Origin of the sequence: Bacillus alkalisoli, from assembly GCF_002797415.1 — a bacterium.
Taxonomy (GTDB): Bacteria; Bacillota; Bacilli; order Bacillales; family Bacillaceae_I; genus Bacillus_CD; species Bacillus_CD alkalisoli.
In genome coordinates, this window is the sequence record NZ_KZ454944.1 from 2,006,050 (window position 1) to 2,022,976 (window position 16,927).

At 34.0% G+C, this 16,927-nt stretch carries 22 protein-coding genes; 14 read left to right on the top strand and 8 right to left on the bottom strand.

The features are described 5' to 3' along the window. The first annotated feature begins 5 nt into the window (after nucleotides 1–5). The 9 genes from CDZ89_RS09905 (at nucleotide 6) to CDZ89_RS09945 (ending at nucleotide 7,713) form a co-directional block, all read left to right on the top strand. On the top strand, nucleotides 6–1,097 hold the full coding sequence (locus CDZ89_RS09905; protein WP_096154292.1) for a GerAB/ArcD/ProY family transporter: 1,092 nt from the start codon (nucleotides 6–8) through the stop codon (nucleotides 1,095–1,097). After that, nucleotides 1,094–2,164 carry a Ger(x)C family spore germination protein gene (locus tag CDZ89_RS09910; protein ID WP_096154293.1) on the top strand — a complete coding sequence of 357 codons (1,071 nt, stop codon included), beginning with the start codon at nucleotides 1,094–1,096 and terminating at the stop codon, nucleotides 2,162–2,164. Before CDZ89_RS09905 ends, CDZ89_RS09910 begins: the two co-directional genes overlap by 4 nt. A gap of 552 nt (nucleotides 2,165–2,716) precedes the next feature. Continuing rightward, on the top strand, nucleotides 2,717–3,691 hold the full coding sequence (dapF, locus tag CDZ89_RS09915; protein WP_100333638.1) for a diaminopimelate epimerase: 975 nt from the start codon (nucleotides 2,717–2,719) through the stop codon (nucleotides 3,689–3,691). A gap of 185 nt (nucleotides 3,692–3,876) precedes the next feature. After that, on the top strand, nucleotides 3,877–4,206 hold the full coding sequence (locus CDZ89_RS09920; protein WP_227521488.1) for a PadR family transcriptional regulator: 330 nt from the start codon (nucleotides 3,877–3,879) through the stop codon (nucleotides 4,204–4,206). Further along, the gene (locus tag CDZ89_RS09925) at nucleotides 4,191–5,327 is read left to right on the top strand and encodes a DUF2812 domain-containing protein (protein WP_100333639.1); all 1,137 of its coding nucleotides are present in this window, start codon (nucleotides 4,191–4,193) and stop codon (nucleotides 5,325–5,327) included. The genes CDZ89_RS09920 and CDZ89_RS09925 overlap by 16 nt, the downstream gene beginning before the upstream one ends. 5 nt (nucleotides 5,328–5,332) lie before the next feature. Continuing rightward, nucleotides 5,333–5,515, top strand: a complete 183-nt coding sequence (locus CDZ89_RS09930; RefSeq protein WP_096154297.1) for a hypothetical protein — start codon at nucleotides 5,333–5,335, stop codon at nucleotides 5,513–5,515. Between the two features lie 225 nt (nucleotides 5,516–5,740). Beyond that, nucleotides 5,741–6,409, top strand: a complete 669-nt coding sequence (locus tag CDZ89_RS09935; protein WP_096154298.1) for a hypothetical protein — start codon at nucleotides 5,741–5,743, stop codon at nucleotides 6,407–6,409. An 80-nt stretch (nucleotides 6,410–6,489) separates the two neighbouring features. Next, a complete protein-coding gene (locus tag CDZ89_RS09940) occupies nucleotides 6,490–6,960 on the top strand; it encodes a threonine/serine exporter family protein (protein ID WP_100333640.1) in 471 nt (156 codons plus the stop codon). After that, entirely contained in the window at nucleotides 6,961–7,713 is a 753-nt protein-coding gene (locus CDZ89_RS09945; RefSeq protein WP_096154300.1) for a threonine/serine exporter family protein, read from the top strand. It abuts the gene before it with no gap. 70 nt (nucleotides 7,714–7,783) lie between these two features. Here the strand turns inward: CDZ89_RS09945 and CDZ89_RS09950 are convergent, their stop codons facing one another. Together CDZ89_RS09950 and recU are read right to left on the bottom strand one after the other, a co-directional pair. Continuing rightward, entirely contained in the window at nucleotides 7,784–10,357 is a 2,574-nt protein-coding gene (locus CDZ89_RS09950; RefSeq protein ID WP_100333641.1) for a transglycosylase domain-containing protein, read from the bottom strand. 41 nt (nucleotides 10,358–10,398) lie between these two features. After that, the gene (recU, locus tag CDZ89_RS09955) at nucleotides 10,399–10,998 is read right to left on the bottom strand and encodes a Holliday junction resolvase RecU (RefSeq protein WP_096154302.1); all 600 of its coding nucleotides are present in this window, start codon (nucleotides 10,996–10,998) and stop codon (nucleotides 10,399–10,401) included. Nucleotides 10,999–11,075: 77 nt separating this feature from the next. Here recU and CDZ89_RS09960 point away from each other — a divergent pair, with 77 nt between their 5' ends. The 3 genes from CDZ89_RS09960 to CDZ89_RS09970 all read left to right on the top strand — a co-directional run bounded on the left by CDZ89_RS09960 (nucleotide 11,076) and on the right by CDZ89_RS09970 (nucleotide 13,349). Next, nucleotides 11,076–12,110, top strand: a complete 1,035-nt coding sequence (locus CDZ89_RS09960) for a DUF2515 family protein (protein WP_406564883.1) — start codon at nucleotides 11,076–11,078, stop codon at nucleotides 12,108–12,110. A 579-nt stretch (nucleotides 12,111–12,689) separates the two neighbouring features. Further along, nucleotides 12,690–12,938 (top strand): hypothetical protein, encoded by a 249-nt coding sequence (locus CDZ89_RS09965; RefSeq protein WP_096154303.1) that lies wholly within the window; start codon nucleotides 12,690–12,692, stop codon nucleotides 12,936–12,938. 45 nt (nucleotides 12,939–12,983) lie between these two features. Next, the gene (locus CDZ89_RS09970) at nucleotides 12,984–13,349 is read left to right on the top strand and encodes a YppE family protein (protein WP_157842713.1); all 366 of its coding nucleotides are present in this window, start codon (nucleotides 12,984–12,986) and stop codon (nucleotides 13,347–13,349) included. 23 nt (nucleotides 13,350–13,372) lie between these two features. Here the strand turns inward: CDZ89_RS09970 and CDZ89_RS19920 are convergent, their stop codons facing one another. Continuing rightward, complete coding sequence (locus CDZ89_RS19920) at nucleotides 13,373–13,534, bottom strand: hypothetical protein (protein ID WP_176483720.1); 162 nt, start codon at nucleotides 13,532–13,534, stop codon at nucleotides 13,373–13,375. 285 nt (nucleotides 13,535–13,819) lie between these two features. Further along, entirely contained in the window at nucleotides 13,820–14,011 is a 192-nt protein-coding gene (yppF, locus tag CDZ89_RS09975) for a YppF family protein (protein WP_096154305.1), read from the bottom strand. 177 nt (nucleotides 14,012–14,188) lie between these two features. On the opposite strand from yppF, the gene CDZ89_RS09980 reads away from it, so the two are divergent. Continuing rightward, nucleotides 14,189–14,725: a YppG family protein gene (locus CDZ89_RS09980; protein ID WP_096154306.1), complete on the top strand. Its 537-nt coding sequence runs from the start codon at nucleotides 14,189–14,191 to the stop codon at nucleotides 14,723–14,725. A 43-nt stretch (nucleotides 14,726–14,768) separates the two neighbouring features. Here CDZ89_RS09980 and CDZ89_RS09985 read toward each other — a convergent pair whose 3' ends face one another. Genes CDZ89_RS09985 through CDZ89_RS09995 form a run of 3 tightly spaced genes read right to left on the bottom strand, consistent with a single transcriptional unit; the run spans nucleotide 14,769 to nucleotide 15,470 of the window. Next, on the bottom strand, nucleotides 14,769–15,017 hold the full coding sequence (locus CDZ89_RS09985; RefSeq protein WP_096154307.1) for an Acb2/Tad1 domain-containing protein: 249 nt from the start codon (nucleotides 15,015–15,017) through the stop codon (nucleotides 14,769–14,771). 14 nt (nucleotides 15,018–15,031) lie between these two features. Further along, nucleotides 15,032–15,280, bottom strand: coding sequence for a sporulation protein (locus CDZ89_RS09990; protein ID WP_100333643.1), 249 nt, complete (start codon nucleotides 15,278–15,280; stop codon nucleotides 15,032–15,034). After that, complete coding sequence (locus CDZ89_RS09995; protein WP_176483721.1) at nucleotides 15,273–15,470, bottom strand: hypothetical protein; 198 nt, start codon at nucleotides 15,468–15,470, stop codon at nucleotides 15,273–15,275. The genes CDZ89_RS09990 and CDZ89_RS09995 overlap by 8 nt, the downstream gene beginning before the upstream one ends. 523 nt (nucleotides 15,471–15,993) lie before the next feature. Between CDZ89_RS09995 and CDZ89_RS19925 the strand changes: the two genes are divergently transcribed. Continuing rightward, the gene (locus CDZ89_RS19925; protein WP_176483722.1) at nucleotides 15,994–16,140 is read left to right on the top strand and encodes a hypothetical protein; all 147 of its coding nucleotides are present in this window, start codon (nucleotides 15,994–15,996) and stop codon (nucleotides 16,138–16,140) included. 44 nt (nucleotides 16,141–16,184) lie between these two features. Here the strand turns inward: CDZ89_RS19925 and CDZ89_RS10000 are convergent, their stop codons facing one another. Continuing rightward, the gene (locus tag CDZ89_RS10000; protein WP_096154310.1) at nucleotides 16,185–16,655 is read right to left on the bottom strand and encodes an Hsp20/alpha crystallin family protein; all 471 of its coding nucleotides are present in this window, start codon (nucleotides 16,653–16,655) and stop codon (nucleotides 16,185–16,187) included. Nucleotides 16,656–16,927: the final 272 nt, after the last annotated feature.

The window sequence follows — 16,927 nt, forward strand, 5'->3', positions numbered from 1 at the left end:
TGTCTATGAACAAACAAATACATGCATCATTCCAAATATCACCTTTTATTGTTTTGTTTTTAATCCATTCTGTTCAAGTCGGCGTTGGAATATTAGGCTTTCAACAAAGTTTAGTGAAAAATGCCGGAAATGATAGTTGGATTGCTGTATTAATAGCTGGAGTTTCAGTCCATCTCGTTATTTGGATTATGTATATGCTTTTAAACCGAGCGCAAATGGATTTAATAGAGATTCATAAAAAAATCTTCGGGAAATTAGTCGGTAATTTCTTAAGTATTATTTGGATTGTGTATTATATTTTGTCTGGAATGACGATTATTTTTTCATATTTTGAAGTTATTAGAGTTTGGATGTTTCCTGATATAAGTGTTTTTTGGATGAGCATTGCTTTTTTAACGCTCATCATGTATACATTATTCGGCGGGTTTAGAACGGTCGCAGGTATTTGTTTCTTAGGGGTAGTAATCCCTGCTTATTTATTTTTAACTTTTCTATTTCCAATTCCTTATTCTGATATAGAGTCTCTTTTCCCAATTTGGAATCATAGTCCAATTGAAATTTTAAAAGCAACTAAAGAAGTGTCGTTCAGTTTTCTTGGATTCTCAACGTTACTTTTCTTTTATCCATTTGTGAAAGATGCAAAAAAATCTCAGAAGTGGGCACATATTGGTGCTTTCATAACAACAATGACATATTTTTTCATTACCATCATTTCGTTAGGTTATTTTAGTGAAGAGCAATTAACAAAGCAACTATGGGCCACCTTAACGCTTTGGAAAATAGCAGAAATGCCAATAGCGGAAAGGTTTGAGTATATTGGGATTACATCATGGACGTTAATAATATTACCTAACTTATGCTTAGCGTTTTGGGTAGCATCACGCGGGTTGAAACAGATTATCGGTATGAAACAAAAAAATACAACAATTGTCGTATTGTTAATAGTGCTTGCTTCTAGCTTTTATTTTAAAGGTAGAAAGGAAGTAGTACTATTAGGAACCGTTACTTCACAAATAGGTATCTTTTGTGATTTCATTTACATTCCACTATTGTTTGTTTTTTATATCATTATTACTAAGTGGAGGAAAAAGAAATGAAAACAATTAGTAAATTATTCATTATTTCCTTCCTATTAACAGGATGTATTAATCAAGAAATATTAGATGATGTTCAATTAGTAACAGCAGTCGGATATGATTTGACAGAAGAAGGTTTAATTGAGGCGACAGCAGTTTTTCCGAGTTATAGTCCAGATAAATTAGTGAAAAATAACGCTTTAACGGAAAGTGCAAAATTAAGTAAAGATATTCGTGACAAAATAGATAGAATGTCACCGAAGCCTTTAGTGAGCGGAAAAATAGAAGTAGCACTATTTAGTGAAGCTATTGCAAAACAAGGAATTATCAATATTTTGGATACATTTATTAGAGATCCCACTACAGGAGCGCGAATGTATTTAGCAGTAGTGGAAGGTGACGTGGAAAATAAACTAAACAAACAGTATAGTGATATTGATAATGGTATGTTTTTTTCCGATTTAATTGAACATAACATTGATTTAGGAATTATTCCGAGAACAAACTTGCAAATTTTCACCAAATCATACTATGCAGAAGGGCGCGATCCAGTATTACCGTTTCTTACGTTACAAAGCAACAAAGCTTTTATTGAAGGAATCGCGTTGTTTAAAGAAGATAAATATGTTGGAAAGTTACAAGGAGAATTTAATTATATTTTTAAAATGCTTTATGAGAAAAACGTAAATTATACAGTTGTTACAGTAGACCTAGAAAATGACGGTAGCAGTACTTCCGTTATAAATGTATCTTCAAAAAGAGAGTTGAAAATAAAAGATGCTCTTACAAATCCAATTATTCAATTGAAAGTAACTACAGATTCCATAATTAGAGAGTATAGTGGAGGTGAATTAGATAAAGATTTAATTAAAGAAATTGAAAAGAAAATGGAAGAACAAATCAAATTAGAAGCAGAACAAATGATAGCCTTTTTTCAGAAGCTAGAAATAGACCCACTCGGTATAGGTTATAAAGTTAAACATCAACACCGAAATTGGGACAAAGAAAAGTGGAATCAACTATACCCAAATGCCTCAGTAGAAATAGAAGTAGACGTCATCATCAACGAAACAGGCGTCATAAACTAACCTTAAATATTACAAAAAATTACAGGTGCCTGGCACCTTTAACCGTTTTGACATCTATTAATCTAGTTATCAGTTAGCTGTATATTAATTGTGATAAACTTGTATCGTATGATAAGATTCTTTAAAAGTACTTTATACATGAGTGAGTTTCATAATGTACAATTACTAAACGAAAAACGAATATTAAACCTATTCTTAAATAATTAAGGTTTTATATCGAACGTTATTTAATTATAAGCTATGTTAAAACTTAGTGTTGATTATTTAGTACTAGTACCTGTTGATTTCCTCCGTGCAAGGCTGAGACTCCTGCGGGAGAAGCGGGGAGCGGGAGACCCACAGGCGCATGCGCCGAGGAGTAGGTTTTTTCACGACAGTGAAAATAACCTTCCTTTTACCGCCCGCGGAAAGCGAAGTCTTGCACGCAAATCAACAACGAACTTTAACACAGCCTAATTATAATAACAGAACATTCGTTTTTCACTAAACGAACAGTAATTATGGAATTAATTCACATAAATAACAATATCCAACTAGAAAGTAGGGTTCTAAATGCAAATAGAATTTATTAAATGCCACGGTTCAGGTAATGATTTTATCATGATTGATGAAAAGAAAAAGAACTATCGATTTACAGAAGAGCAGAGAGTGGAATTGTCTAAGTCTTTTTGCAGCAGAAATAGTACAATAGGTGCGGATGGCATTCTTTTTTTATCAAAAAGTGAAGTTGCTGATGCGAAGTATCGAATGTTTAATCCAGACGGTTCCGAAGCAGAAATGTGTGGAAACGGTTTACGATGTGCAGCAAGGTTTATCATTGATCAACTTGGGAAAGGTGTAGTGCAAATTGAAACAATGAAAGCTATTTTAGAAGTGAAAAAAGTAGATGATATTTATGATGAGATTGATACGTATCAAGTAGAAATATCGCCAGTTTCATTGCATTTACAAACACTACCTATGGAGTTGAATAATAAAGTGGAGTTAAAAGATGAGAAGATTGAAGCTATATCTTCTGATTTAACTTTTACTGGACTAAGTGTACCAAATCCCCACATCGTTACGATAGTGGAAGAGTACGATGAAATGTATTTTAAAGAAGTAGCGGAAAAAGCTAATAATAATAAAGACGTTTTTCCAAAAGGGGTAAACGTTAGTTTTGTGAAACCTCTTGAAAACTCTTCTATCTTTGTTTTAACTTACGAACGAGGTGTAGGATTTACGAACGCTTGTGGTACAGCTATGTCTGCTTCAAGCCTTGTTACTTGTGTACTTGGAATAAACAAAATAAACGATATTATCAATGTTTTTAACAAAGGTGGTATGGTACAGTGCGTAGTAAATAGTAAAGATGATGGGGAGTATATCATCCATTTAATCGGAAACGCCACATATACATTTACAGCAAAAGCACAAATTGACTTTGCACAACCTAAAAACTTCATTTTAGAAGAAAAAACAGTCTTACAAGACGAAATAGATAAATATGATAAGTTAGTACAATTTGCAAAAGCACAAGTGGGATAATACAACCAAACAATCCAGTTAAACCAGGCCAACCAAACCGGCCTGGTTATTTTTATTTCAGGAACATTACAAGTGTCTCTACTATTCTCGTAATCTTATTGACAGGAAAATGTTGTAAGTTATATTATTATGTAAAACGATATATCGTCAGACATAATACAATGGTATATGGAGGGGAGTTTGCATTGAAACATGAACCTATAACAGAGGCAATGTATTACGTATTGTTATCTTTGTATGAGCCGTTGCATGGTTATGCTGTATTAGAAAAAGTGAATCAACTCTCCAAAGGTAGAATAGATATAGGGCCAGGAACTTTGTATGGCATTTTAAAGAGATTACATGAGGTGGAACATTACATTTACTTAAAAGAGTCCGATGGAAGAAGAAAGGTATATGAAATAACCTTTAAAGGAAAAGAAGCATTAGAACAAGAGTATTATAGAATTTCTAACTTGGTGTTGGACGGGAAAGTAATTCTAGAAAAAGGGGAAAGAGGATGGGGAAAAAGATAAAAAGAAAAATACACCTACTCGATTATTGGGACATACGAGAGCACGAGGCAATGTATGAACATATGGCGTCACAAGGTTGGAAACTAATGAAAATTAATAACTTCTACTCTGTTTTTGAGAAAACGGAACCTGTAAGTTGTACTTTTCGATATGATGTTTTCAAAAAAACAGACCACGAAAAATTCACCTTTTATCGTGATGCAGGTTGGGATCACATCGGTTCAAGGGCAAATATTCAATTCTTTAGAAGCGAAAATAACACGGAATTATTTACTGATCAGAAAGAGCATTTGGAAGCACTCAATAAACTTAAAAGTTCACAAACTATTAGGACGATATTAATAGCCTTTTTAAGCATAATTATTATCATTATATCTTTAATTGGTCTGCAAATTAATCCTATTGGAAATTATATAGATGACAATTTTCTATCCGGATTAATAATGATTTTTGGCTTTTCAGCTATTTCCTTTTATATGTTCACAGGAGTTCAAAAACTTAACAAGCTATTAAAATACGTACATAACAAAGAGGTAGGCAAAAATAGGAAACCGTATCAATCAATTGAAAACCGTAATTTACTAATTATACTAATCGTGTTTTGTATAAGCGCTTTGAACTTAGCCATACCATATAATAATATGCAATCTTCATTCTGGCATACTCGGGTACCAGTGCCAAACGAAACCTTGCCTCTATTTCAATTGTCTGATGTAATACAGGAAAATCATATCTCAAGAATAGATGATGGTCATTCAAATTATTATGCAGAAAGTTCAAGTATACTTGTTCCGAAACAGTATCAATTAAAAGAGTATATAACCTTTAATGGAGAAACTTACTCACATATTTCATATGGATATGAATTGAGGAATGAACGGCTAGCAAAAAGGTTTTTTCCTACTTTAGTAGAATATAATTATGAAACACGAAATCCTCAACCTTATGAGCATGAGTGGTTTGATGAATTATGGATAGAAGAAACTACATATAGTCGTTCTTTTATTGCTCGTAAAGATGAAAAAGTATACTTAGTTCATTACAATGGTAATAATACAGTGGATGAAATGGTAAAGGCTTTTTATCAAAAACTAAAAACTAACTACCAACACTTGAGGTGAATTTATTGGAATTGTTCATATTTATTATTGTCATTACAGCCATAATTGGTGGCGTAGGACAAAGCATGTACCAAAGTAAACTAAAAGCAAGTTTGAAAGAAAAAGAAATAGAACTTGAAAAAGAGAAAGTAGTCTTAGAACAAATTAGATTAGAATTAGAAGTGAAAAAACTAGAAGAACCAAATTAAAGAATGAAGCCTTTCTTATTATTGAATCAATTTCATAATTACTGTTCGTTTAGTGAAAAACGAATGTACCGTTTATTATAATTAAATAACGTTCGATATAAAACGTTATTTATATGAAAGAATAGGTATAATATTCGTTTTTTGTTTAGTGATTGTACATTATGAAACTAACTCAATTAGGAAAGGTTTTTTTGAAATTAAAAAAGAAGGGGAAATATTTAAAATATGACAATTACCATCCACCCATTGTTATATCACGTTTTGTTTTATCCAATCATATTTATTCTCGCCATTACACCTTTTATTGCACTGTCTGAATGGATCATACATAAATATAAAATTCGTTATAAAGAAATTCCAAAAATATTAAGCTATGTTTCTGCAATTCTTGCATGTATCTTTATATTTAGTTTATACGAAACATATTATCCAGAAAAAGATCATGAAATATACATTACTAGTAAAAATAAGGTTATAGAAGTTAAAAGAAACGGATTGTATTTACTTACTACAGATAAAGACATACTAATGGTAATGTTAGATTATCAAGATCCTGTATTAGATTATGAACTCCAAACGCAAGATGAAAAGACGTTAAAAGTTTTTTTAACCTATTCTTTTAAAGAGCGAAACCCGACTAAACTTAGGTCTTATTTCTCTGATTACAGAAGGGATATAGATGAAGAAATGCAATTCAATATCTTTCATCTTCATTCTTACTTTTATAATAATGTACATGAGCAATTTGAGGAGCGTTTACAACAAAGCTTTTCTCAATACTCCTTAGAAGAAATCAATGAAACCTTATTAGAAAAACTAGAAAAAGAACTAATTCAAAGCGCACAAAGCAAATTGAATAGTGAAAAGATATATATCAAATTATCGATCAAATAACGATTACTAGATTTTCCAACATTTCAAGTTATAATAAGTAATATTACATAAAGCATATTGGATTTGAAATGAGGGATACCATGTTATATATTTTCGGACAGTTATTTTTTAGTTTCATTGCATCTGCCGGATTCGGAGTGATTTTTAATGCTCCTCGAAAAGCATTAGTTCACTGTGGAATTGTTGGAATGGTAGGGTGGATGTTTTATATCACATTAGCCGATGCTGGAATTGATACCGTTATCGCTTCTTTCGTTGGGGCATTTGTCGTTGCGTTAATTGGCTTGATTTTTGCGAGAAGATATCGCAAGCCTATGATTATTTATAGTGTTGCAGGAATTATTCCATTAGTACCTGGTGGACTAGCATACAATACGATGCGACATGTCGCACAAAATGATTATCTTGCCGCTATTCCGCTTGCTGCAAAGGCGTTCATGATATCAGGAGCTATTGCAATGGGACTTGTTTTTGCAGAAGTGTTCGTACAAATTGTTATGAGAATTATTGTCCACTCTAAAGAGAAACGTTTGAAGCAAGGTGTGTCATAAATGGAGAAAAAAGAATTAGAAGAAGTAAAATCAGTCGTTTCCATCTGTTTACTCGCTGGAAAAATAATGATGGAGAGTGGGGCAGAGACGTATCGAGTAGAAGACACGATGACAAGAATGGCAAAAGCTTTTGGCGTAGAAGATCCACACACATTTGTCACTCCAACTGGAATTATTGTTTCTTTAAAAGATATTAATCCTACTCAACTAGTAAGAATTAATAATCGAACAACTGACTTAGAAAAAGTAGAAAAAGTAAATGATATTTCGAGGAAAATTACGAACGGTGAATTAACGTTAGAAGAGGCCCATGAAGCGTTAAAAACACTACAAAACACGAATTTGCAATTTTCTATACCAATTCAAATATTAGCTGCCTCTTTAGTTAGTGGAGCATTTTTAATTATGTTCAAAGGGATATTACAGGATTTTATACCTGCTTTTATTATTGGTGGAGTAGGGTACAGTAGCTTGCTTCTCATTCAACACTACTCTAATGTGAAGTTTTTCGCTGAATTTATGGCGTCTTTAATAATTGGATTTCTTGCTTTTTACACGGTAGAGATTGGTTTAGGATACGAGTTAGATAAAATAATTATCGGATCGGTTATGCCACTTGTTCCTGGTTTATTAATAACGAATGCCGTCCGGGATTTAATGGTAGGACATTTCGTATCAGGACTATCTAAAGGGGCGGAAGCATTTCTAACAGCGTTTGCCATTGGAGCTGGTGTAGCAGTTGTGTTTTTATAAGTCATTTATCAAAATAGCATGTAAAAAACCGTACTCTACTTTTTAGAGTACGGTTTTTCTCGGTCAGAGATTATTCGTCGTCGTCATCATCGTTGTCATTATTTCTTCTGTTATTACGGTTTGTATTTTCTTCGTTCGTATCGTCGTCATCATCGTCATCGTCATCATCATCCTCGTCGTCATCAGGAGGGGGGAGAGGGTCTGGAATTTCGATAATAATTTCTTCCTCTTCTTCCACTAACTCAGGGATGTTAACAGTTTGAGTAGATGTTTCACTACGCTTTTCTTCCGCTTCAGTTAGAAGGGCGGTTACCTCGACCTTAATTCTGCTTCCTGGTTGAGGTGATTCAATAATAACACCAAGGTCTTTTGTTACAGTTAAGATCTGAGCGTTGCCATCATTAACGGTAGCTTTGACTTCAAAGCTAACTTTATCTAACAAGCTTCCGTCATATTGCCAGTTTACTAACACTTCATCTTTTTCTTCATCATATACAACAGTTAAACCGCTAGGCGCATCTAAACGCTCGAATTCCGTGGAAACTTTAGTCGGTTCTGTTCCTCTAATAAAATACTCATTCGTTATCTTATCTTTAGGAGTAAACTCACTAGCAAGAAGCGGAGGGTTCGAGCCTTTCTCTATTGCTACACGAACAACACTGTTCGGTACTCGGAAGTCCGCTTTATCCGCATCTTTTGTCGACACATGGGAGATTAAATTTTTAAATAAATCTCTCGCTGCACGACGTTCTTCTTGTGAGCGTAAATAATTATCAGTACCCATACGTTTAAATCCAGCCCATATTGCAGCTGTGTATGTTGGTGTATAACCCGAGAAAATAACACTTGGTACAGCTCCTGATGGATGATTCAATCTCTCACGTGTTTGGGCATCAAAGTTTGTTGTACCCGATTTTCCTGCCACATTTAAGCCAGGCACATTAGCCGAACCTGCAACGTTTCCAGGATCACGTAGAGCAGACTTTAGCATATCCGTAATCATGAACGCAGTAGAATCTTTCATTGCTATTTCTGGTTGATTGTTTAAGTTAACAGTCGTTCCATCAGGGAAGACGACTTTTGTTACCGCATAAGGTTCTGTGTAAACACCTTCATTACCAAAACTAGCAAAAGCACCTGCGAGTTCTAATGTAGTTGTTCCTGATGAGAACCCACCTAGAGAATACGCTTCTGTATAGTTTTCAGGAATAGAAACACCAATTTTTGTCGCAAAATCTCGTGCTTTTTCTTTTCCAACCTCTTGTAAAGCTTTTACAGCTGGAACGTTACGAGACTCAACGATATGTTGTCTCATACTCATCCAACCTTTAAAATTATCATCCCAGTTACGAATAGCGTTCTTTTCACCTTCAGTGTAATTGTGAGCTTCATCATTTATTTGATGATATGTTGACCATTGAAGGTGTTCTATTGCAGGTCCGTAATCTAAAATTGGCTTAATAGCAGAACCTGGTTGGATTGGTTCATCGGTAGCGTAGTTCGTACCTGTTTTAACATAGTTACGCGCACCACCTATAGCTCTGATTGCACCAGATTTTGTATCTAAGAGCGTAATACCAATTTGGTAATCTTCGTTGTCTTTATGTTTTACAGGGCTTTCATCCGATATCAGGAGCTCTACATGTTGCTGTGCATTTTGATCTAAGGTTGTGAAAATTTGAAGACCATCTGTGTTAGGATTAATTTGTTCACCTAATTTTTCACTAATCTCATCCACAACTCTATCAATAAATGCATCGTAACGGTTAGCATATCGGTTTGTTTCTGAACCTTCGACAAGTGTTTCTGTTACTGGTACATTTCTTGCTTCTTCTGCCTCAGCTTCTGTAATTTTCCCGTGCATAACCATTAAGTGCAGTACGACATTTCTTCTGCGTTCTGCATTTTCAGGATTACGTTTCGGGTTATACGGATTAGGACTCTGCGGAAGACCAGCTAACATCGCAATTTCATGCAGTTCTAATTCATCTAATTCTTTTCCATAATAATTTTGAGCAGCTGTTTGAATACCATAAGATCGGTTAGAAAAGAAGATTTTATTTAAGTACATCTCTAAAATTTCTTCTTTTGAAAAACGGCCTTCTAATTGATAAGCTAAATAAAATTCCTGTGCTTTACGTCTTAACGTTTTTTCTTCTGTTAGAAAGGAAAGTTTCACAAGTTGTTGTGTAATGGTACTACCACCTTGTGCTCCAAACCCACCTGTAATATTCGCGACTACAGCGCCAGCTAAACGACGATAATCTACACCGTTATGTTCAAAAAAACGAACATCTTCTGTAGCTAAAAATGCATCTATTACTTCTTGAGGAATATCATTAAAGGAAACAACTTCTCTTGCTTCGTGACTTCCAAGCTCTGCAGCTAATTCCCCATCTTTATCCATAACTGTTGATCGCACTGCTACTTTTAAGAGTGTTTCATCTAGTGGTGGTGTATCTTTAACATAATAGGCAAATGTGGCCACACCAACTAGTAAACCAGCAAGACCGAGTAAAAAACCAATTAAAATTACCTTTTTTAGAATACTAGATACTTTTTTCTTTTTGGAACCGCCATTTTTAGCTTTTTCAGCTACGAGCGCTTTCCGTCTTGCTTCTCTTGAATTATTTTTTTCTGACATAAAAATACCTGCCTTTCTCCAAAAGTGTCTTGCTACGAAGGTTAGCAGTACAACTTGTCTATAACTTTAATATAGTCAATTCTAGGTTGATAGCCAATAGGTAAGAGGTAGCCATCTTGTTCTATTTCCGCTTTAGTAATAGACTTTCTACCCCCAGATGCTTTTCTATCCCAATAATCTAAAAGCTTTTCTGCAGGTAATAAGTACACTTCGTTTAAAACACTGAACATTAATATGACGAAACAAATTCCATTTTGTTTCAACACATCTTTCATATGACTTATTTGATGCTCATGGAAGTTTTGTAATGGAAAGGATGTTTTATTTTTTGTTTCCTTTGCCTCAAAATCAACATATCTTCCTTTGTATACCCCGTTAAAATCGGTTGTGGAAGCTAATTTGAAATAAGCTTCTTTAATGACAGCTGCACTCCTTTGTGGGTAGTCAACTTGTACAATTTGCACTGGTGTCGGTTTTTTATGTATAACGGCAATTTGTCTGTTTAAATAATACAGATTCGTTTCATGTAAATCTTCCTCTAACGACATGCCTCGGTTACCATATTGTACTTTTTGTTGAGCTTGCTTAGTAGGAGCATTTTTTTGCTCATAAAGCTTTCCGTTAGGATACCTTATATTCATAAATTTCCCCCTATAAGTAAAAACTACACACTACTATTCAACTTATTTTATCACCATACGGAGAGTTGGGATGCATTTTGTTCTTTCGAAGTACTAATTTAGCCTATGAAAACATTAAAAATAAACGAAAAAATTATAAATACTCCCATCAAGAAAATAAGTTTATCACTGAAATTAAAAAAAATACAGTAAAATTTAATGTCGACAATGTGTCTAGGACGGAGGCGTATGCTAACTTTTTCTATTCAAATCCGGAAATAAAGTGGTCGTTTCTTGCTAGTATGGTTTCTCGTAATGCAGGATGGAACATGACCGATTTAAAAGGAAGATGGTTTACGCTAGCATTAGATGAACAACAACGAGATAGACTATTTTTCACATATGAACGCGCCAACTGGATCATCTTTCAAGATGCCTATCCACAGCTTCTATTATATGAACTCTCAAAAAAATTAGGAACATCGCTTTTCCACCTATTACATGCATTTTCTGTTTCAGTATTTATGGAACAAGAGTGGGAAGTCTTTTGGTCTTGCAAAAATGAGGAACGATTAGTTACTTCCCTCATTATTAATGAACAAAACATGATAGACCATCCTGTTATTAAAAATCCATCCCTTCAAAAAGATGTATTCCAATCGCTTGCGTTTATCCTTCAAGATATAGGACATTTTAGTTGTGTTGTGTTTCCAACGTTGGATGGTGAATTATATGGTCATTCAGTTTACCATTTTAAAAACATAAATAATCGGATTTTATTAGGAAAGCAGCTTTCTAACATTCTATTTCATCCTGAGTTATTTATGAAGTTTTATTCTTTTTCGAAAAAAACAGTCCATACAGGTTCTCGTTACGACTATGAAAAGTATTTACACAAAAACTTTACAAGACAAACGCCATTTTTAAGAGTTGCTTACGATATTGTTCAACATGTTCCAGTCGTCCAAGAAGATTGGGTTTTTAAGCAGCACAAAAAAATATCAAACTGGAATGCCATTGTGGAAGAAAAAGCTAAACATCCAAATCCGCTTACACATTGGTTTTTACATAAGCAAAACGAGCTACATGGGTTAATTGCTTTAAATAATTGGGTGTTAAGAGATAAAAGGTAGTTGCTGTTTGTTTTAGTAGATAAACGAGGAATATTGCCGATAGTGAGAACAAGCGGTTGTGCAAACTTGGAATATGAGGACCACTTTTATTCAAAGTACGAAATAAGATGGTAGTCATAGCAGTAATGAGGACCATCTTTAGCAGAAAAACCAGCCAAGATGGTCATCATAGCGTTAATGAGGACCATCTATAGCGGAAAAACCAGTCAAGTTGGTCTGCATAGCAGAAAGGAGGACCACTTTACATAAAAATAGCAACTAAAATGATCCTCATAAAGCGTTCATTAAGTTGACGGTCTGTTTGGACCGCCTAGCTTTTTATCTTCATAGCCTGGAGCATTTTCACGACCCTTTTGCTGCTTCTGCTGTTCCTGTTGTTTACTATTATTATGCTTAGCCATTTTACACACCTCCACTAATAAGTTTTCCTTATTAGTTAGAAACATGCAGAATATAGATAAAGAAAAAGGAGAAATTGCACTTTCTTTGACGAATTAATTCTAGTTTTGTCAGGTGAGAAGGGAGTGGCCATTTTTCGTTGAATTTGTAGGGTAACAAAGAGTGGAGGAGAGGTAACAAATGAACAATCTTATTTCTCGTGATGAAACTTTAAAGCAGATTGATACATTATTCGATACTTTAGATACATTAGAATTAACGATGGCTAAAAAAGTGCAGGACGAAAAAGAATATATTGAAAACGAAATAAAAAAACGTATTGAACAATTACATGAAACGATAGATGATATGGAACGTATAATGAAGGAAGAATCTTTACAAAGAAAAAAGCCACTAAAAGTGTATGCACAAGCTGCTTTATCCTCTTAATAAATTTTATTGCTTATGATAGGATATGTAATAGAGGTGAATTTTGTGCACACGGAAAAAAAACTAGTTAAACTTAATAAGAAATTATTATCGGAAGTTAATAAATTGGAATCAATACTTCAAGGGAAAATAGAAAAGGGTGAACAACCAGATTTCTTTCTAGAAGTAAAACCATATGCTGATAGGGTTCATGCACTTACAGAACAATGGAAAATATCCACAACCCAATGGGTTAAAGATAATAAACCAAAGTACTTACATGAGAGTCAAATTGAAAACACAGCAGAAAATATACAATTAGTTTCTGTTCAATGTTTTTATCCAGATACGAAGAAAAAACGTTTTCAATCGATGATTCAGTCTATAAAATACGTATTAGAAGATGTAAATAACAAGTGGGAAGCAAAATAATGCTTCCCATTTTTATATGAAGATTATTCTTTTTCCACTTGAATTGTTACAGGACGATCTCCTTCACTTGCTACAGGTTCAATTGCATATTCCACCTTTTCAAACACTTTTCGTTCCGCTGGTTGCGCACCAATTGTAGGTGTATGTCCTTTTTTCTGATGTTGAAAGTTTTTCCCTCTAGCCATTTAAAATCCCCCCCTTAGAAATTTCTACATTACTCTTATAATTTTTCCTATATCAAAAGTAAAACACCTATAAAATTATTGGCAAAAATAAAAATAAAAGCAGGTGGCTAAGCCCACCTGCACTAGTTATTCTAATCAATTTCATAATTACGGTTCGCTTAATGAAAAACGAATATCTTAGTGTAATACAAATTAATATGTTCGTTTATTAAAAAGTGTAAATACATAATACGATGCTATCATTCGTTTTTCGTATAGTAGTCATACATTATGAAACGGACACAATTAATTCACTTCAAGAAATTGTGGTAAAGTTGCTCCGTTTAATTCAAGCCCTTTTACAAGTTGTCGATATTGAAAAAGCATAAGCTCTCCTTTTAAATAAAGCTGTCTTGCATAGTCCAATAGTTCATTTTCTTCCATTGGCTCATACCCCTTACAAGTAACAAACTTCAAACGTAATTCATCTAATAGCAACTTTCATCCCCCCTGATTAAAGTTACCTTTATTTTATCATGTATAAAAAAGATTCTTTGATTTTAGAAAAATGAGACTTCCGACAAAAGGAGACATAATTAGCATTTTTTGATATAGGCACCAATTATAGGTGAATCTCATAAAATAAGAATAGAGAAAAAGTGAGGAGGGATATAAATGTTTAGGAAAAGGCAAATTTCACCTAGACATTTGCCATTAGAGCGATTTCCAAATAACCCTTTAGGGTGGATGAACAACTTTTCAGGTGGGTTTGGATATCAACATCCATATATGAATCAACAACAGTGGGGGGGATTTCCAATGCAAGGAATGGGTAGTGGGTGGAACCAACCACATTTACAAAATCAATTCATGCCATTCCAAGGAGGTTTCCCGTTTCAAAATCAACCGATGCCCCAAGCGCATAATGGTAATTGGCAAAGTCCGTTTCAGTATTATGATCAACAGGCAACACCACAGGCCTCACCACAGAGTATGTGGAACGCTGCGTCACCATTTATGAACCCATATCCAACACAAAACCAACAACAAGTGCAACAGCCGAAGCAGTTTAATGCCATTTTAAATCAATTTAAAGGGCAAGATGGTAACATTGATATGAAAAAGATGATGGATACAGCAGGTCAAATGATGAACACTGTCAATCAATTAAATGGAATGATCAAAGGAATCGCTGCTACATTTAAAGCATAAAAAATAAGCGCCAGCTGAATTTTGACAGCTAGCGCTTATTATATTATTCATTACGATGTTTATCTTCCATTCTTTCTCTACGACAGTGTAATGCGAAGTTTGCACTTTGTAGGTTGTTGATGGCAATGGAATTTTCCATACTTCGAAATTCGTTTTCTTGATACGCTTTTAGCTTCTCCACTAAAATATCAATAACATGCTCGACCTGACAGCCATTAACGCCTACTTTATCAATTGCACCTTCTTGAAACTTTATGTTAATGTAACGGTCATAATCTATCGTTGAACTCAAGTACAAATCCTCCTTTACAACAACTCGTACACTTCATTTAGTTGTTGAACACGCGGGAAGTCTTCCGCTTCCATAGCATGGTTTATTTCATTAGGTAATACATTATTTAAAAATTCTATTTCATGTTCATTTAATGTTAAAACAAAGTCGCGTTCTCTCTGAAAAGATTCATTTTCAAGCTTAGACATTATTTCACGGGGTATTTGTTGATTATCTGCATATTGTTCAAGTATTTCGCGCAAATAGGCTATTGGTTTATTCATGATAGTCTCCTTTTTGCTTTCCATTCATAAAATAATCTTCAAACTTCTCTGCTTCTTCATGATTCATAGAAGATGTATAGTAAGGATTTTCTTTAGCATCTGAAGGTGAATCTAGATTTGTTTTTATAACTAAAGTTGGTGAATTAGATGGTTCTACATATAAGCGATCGTCTTTTTTCTTATTGTCCATTGTGTCCCACCTCCTCATGTTTATTTTTCATAATCTAGACAGTTCGTATGTATGGGAATTAATTTCATCACTGTTTTATATGAAAGACTAATAATTAAAGTATGGTCTGAAAAGTTGACTTCAGCTACAGGTGTTCGCTTTCCGCGGGCGTTAAAAAGGAAGGTTATTTTCACAGTCGTGAAAAAACTTACTCCTCGGCGCTATTGGCGCCTGTGGGGTCTCTTTTGACGCGCTTTCCCGCAGGAGTCTCACACCTACAGCTGAAATCAACTAATTTCTAGCTATAATTCTTTCCTCGACTAGAAGTCAAACTATGGAAATGTCCTCATGTAAATAAAGGTAACTATAAATTAAAAACATAAAAAACAGGCAATAAGTAAAAATAAGTTCGAGGTGAGATGAAATGAGCCAAAAGAAAAATAAGCCGCAAAAGACGAATATGGAATTTGGTAATGAGTTTACAGGCAAACAAGTAAAAAAAGAGCGCAAGAAAAACAAACCAAACCAATAAGAGGTGACAAGCATGACAACCCGCAATGATAATAGAGAAAGAAAAAATAAATATCCAAATAATCGCCAAGACACAGAACTTGCGAAAGAATATGACATACAAAAAGACACTACTCCAGAAGAAAACCCGAAATACGGATCCAAGAACCATAAAAATTAAAGAAAAAAAGGATGTGAATGGCTAAGACCATTTTACATCCTTTTTTAATCTTCAATTTTAAACTGCTTCTTTACTTTTTTAGGAATGATAATTTCTAATAATCCATCCTTATATGTTGCTTTTAAAGAATGGGATTTTACATAAGGTGGCAATGGAATAGTACGTGTAGAATGTTGGGCTGAAAAGCTTTTAAACGAACTATTCAGATTGCTGTTACTTCCCTCCGATTGTTCCACATTTTTAACGGAGATCGTTAAATACTTATCAAATGTTTCTATCGTAATTTGGTCTTTAGCTACACCAGGCATCTTACTAATAACATACATCTCATTAGACGTTTCATACGTTTCCACTGAAAAGGAAGTACTTGCGATTGCACTTTGGAAAAATCCGTCCACTTGTTCCACAATTCCTTTAAGAGGCGAATGTTGAAAAAAGTCATCAATAGAGCGCAGTACATTGTTAAAAGCTGGATCTGTTGGTTCTTTTCGTTTCATCTCATTCTTTTTATCCATACATAAACACCTGCTTTCTTACCTAATCCTCCATCCATTATAAGTATATGTTTGGTAGGCTAGGCAATGTGACAACGTTTTTTGGTTTCTAGTTTTCATTTTTTGGGAATAAAGGAAAGTGAATCAATTTCATAATTACGGTTCGTTTAATGAAAAACGAATATTTTAGTGATATACAAAATAATATGTTCGTTTATTAAGGTGTATAAATACAGTATACGATACTATTATTCGTTTTTCGTTTAGTAGTCGTACATTATGAAACGGATTCA

Bases quoted from the DNA above. Each gene is read 5' to 3' on its own strand.
- CDZ89_RS09905 (WP_096154292.1), top strand. From the start codon at position 6: ATGAACAAACAAATACATGCATCATTCCAAATATCACCTTTTATTGTT.
- CDZ89_RS09910 (WP_096154293.1), top strand. From the start codon at position 1,094: ATGAAAACAATTAGTAAATTATTCATTATTTCCTTCCTATTAACAGGA.
- dapF (WP_100333638.1), top strand. From the start codon at position 2,717: ATGCAAATAGAATTTATTAAATGCCACGGTTCAGGTAATGATTTTATC.
- CDZ89_RS09925 (WP_100333639.1), top strand. From the start codon at position 4,191: ATGGGGAAAAAGATAAAAAGAAAAATACACCTACTCGATTATTGGGAC.
- CDZ89_RS09935 (WP_096154298.1), top strand. From the start codon at position 5,741: ATGACAATTACCATCCACCCATTGTTATATCACGTTTTGTTTTATCCA.
- CDZ89_RS09940 (WP_100333640.1), top strand. From the start codon at position 6,490: ATGTTATATATTTTCGGACAGTTATTTTTTAGTTTCATTGCATCTGCC.
- CDZ89_RS09945 (WP_096154300.1), top strand. From the start codon at position 6,961: ATGGAGAAAAAAGAATTAGAAGAAGTAAAATCAGTCGTTTCCATCTGT.
- CDZ89_RS09950 (WP_100333641.1), bottom strand. From the start codon at position 10,357: ATGTCAGAAAAAAATAATTCAAGAGAAGCAAGACGGAAAGCGCTCGTA.
- recU (WP_096154302.1), bottom strand. From the start codon at position 10,998: ATGAATATAAGGTATCCTAACGGAAAGCTTTATGAGCAAAAAAATGCT.
- CDZ89_RS09965 (WP_096154303.1), top strand. From the start codon at position 12,690: ATGAACAATCTTATTTCTCGTGATGAAACTTTAAAGCAGATTGATACA.
- CDZ89_RS19920 (WP_176483720.1), bottom strand. From the start codon at position 13,534: ATGGCTAGAGGGAAAAACTTTCAACATCAGAAAAAAGGACATACACCT.
- CDZ89_RS09980 (WP_096154306.1), top strand. From the start codon at position 14,189: ATGTTTAGGAAAAGGCAAATTTCACCTAGACATTTGCCATTAGAGCGA.
- CDZ89_RS09990 (WP_100333643.1), bottom strand. From the start codon at position 15,280: ATGAATAAACCAATAGCCTATTTGCGCGAAATACTTGAACAATATGCA.
- CDZ89_RS09995 (WP_176483721.1), bottom strand. From the start codon at position 15,470: ATGGACAATAAGAAAAAAGACGATCGCTTATATGTAGAACCATCTAAT.
- CDZ89_RS19925 (WP_176483722.1), top strand. From the start codon at position 15,994: ATGACAACCCGCAATGATAATAGAGAAAGAAAAAATAAATATCCAAAT.
- CDZ89_RS10000 (WP_096154310.1), bottom strand. From the start codon at position 16,655: ATGGATAAAAAGAATGAGATGAAACGAAAAGAACCAACAGATCCAGCT.